The 890-nt window shown below is 69.7% G+C and carries 2 protein-coding genes; one reads left to right on the top strand and one right to left on the bottom strand.

The window, feature by feature from the left end; translation table 11 throughout:
- The coding region (locus FCI23_RS55955) for a potassium-transporting ATPase subunit F (protein WP_136731792.1) at nucleotides 1–80 on the bottom strand (80 nt) is incomplete at its 3' end.
- Nucleotides 81–495: 415 nt separating this feature from the next.
- Here FCI23_RS55955 and FCI23_RS55945 point away from each other — a divergent pair.
- Nucleotides 496–890: DUF4118 domain-containing protein (locus tag FCI23_RS55945; protein WP_136731797.1), on the top strand; the 395-nt coding region annotated here is incomplete at its 3' end.

The following is an 890-nucleotide window of genomic DNA, read 5'->3' as shown; positions in this document are numbered from 1 at the left end:
TCCGGGTAGATCAGGGCCAGCACCAGGTACCCGAGCAGGCAGACGGCAACGACGAGTCCGACGACGTTCTCGATGCTCACAGCCGCTCGACCCCCTTGGCGATCAGACCGATGAGCGCGAACGCGACGACGGTGAGGACGATGAAGAGCAGGTCAGGCATGTGCGAGACACCCCGGAAAGTCGGAAAAGGGACATATCACCCAATCCTCTCGGATGTAGGAAGACCACGAGCGGAACTGAGCGGTGTCGGCGAGAACCGGCACTTACAGCGAAGCGCCCGCCGGTTCCGCCGACGACCCTCGTTAGCGCACCCCTGACGCCATGACGGAGCACCTTGACGCCCCCTTGACGCCCGGTGGACCCGCGGACCCCGCGGACCCCGCGGACCCCGCGGACTTCGCCGACGAGATCGCGCCGCCGCCCCGGGAGTACGGCCCGCCCGGTCGGTGGCACCGCGCACCGGCCCCTGCTAGACAGGAAAGGAGGAGGTGCAGCATGCCTCACTACCTCGCAAGGGACCGGGTGGCGATCGTGACCGCGGTAGTGGCCCCGCTCGCCGTCACCGCGGTGCTGGTGCCGTTCCGTACGACCTTCGCTAACGCGAACGCCGCTCTCGTCCTGGTGGTGGTGGTCGTCGCCGTGGCCGCCGTCGGAAACCGCCTCGCCGGCGCCATCGCCGCCCTGTCCGCCGCCGCCTGGTTCGACCTCTTCCTCACCCGGCCGTACGAGCGGTTCGCCATCACCCGGTCCGCCGACGTGACGGCGGCCATCCTGCTGCTCGCCGTCGGCCTGGCCGTCTCCCAGCTGGCCGCCCGGGCCCGGCGCCTTCAGATAGTCGCCATCACCGATGCCGACTACCTGGCGCAGATCCACGACACCGCCCAGCTGGC

The sequence above is a fragment of the Actinacidiphila oryziradicis genome, from assembly GCF_005047355.1.
GTDB classification, from domain to species: domain Bacteria; phylum Actinomycetota; class Actinomycetes; order Streptomycetales; family Streptomycetaceae; genus Actinacidiphila; species Actinacidiphila oryziradicis.
Note: the sequence above shows the minus strand (reverse complement) of the source record. Positions and strands in the feature narration are given on the sequence as shown.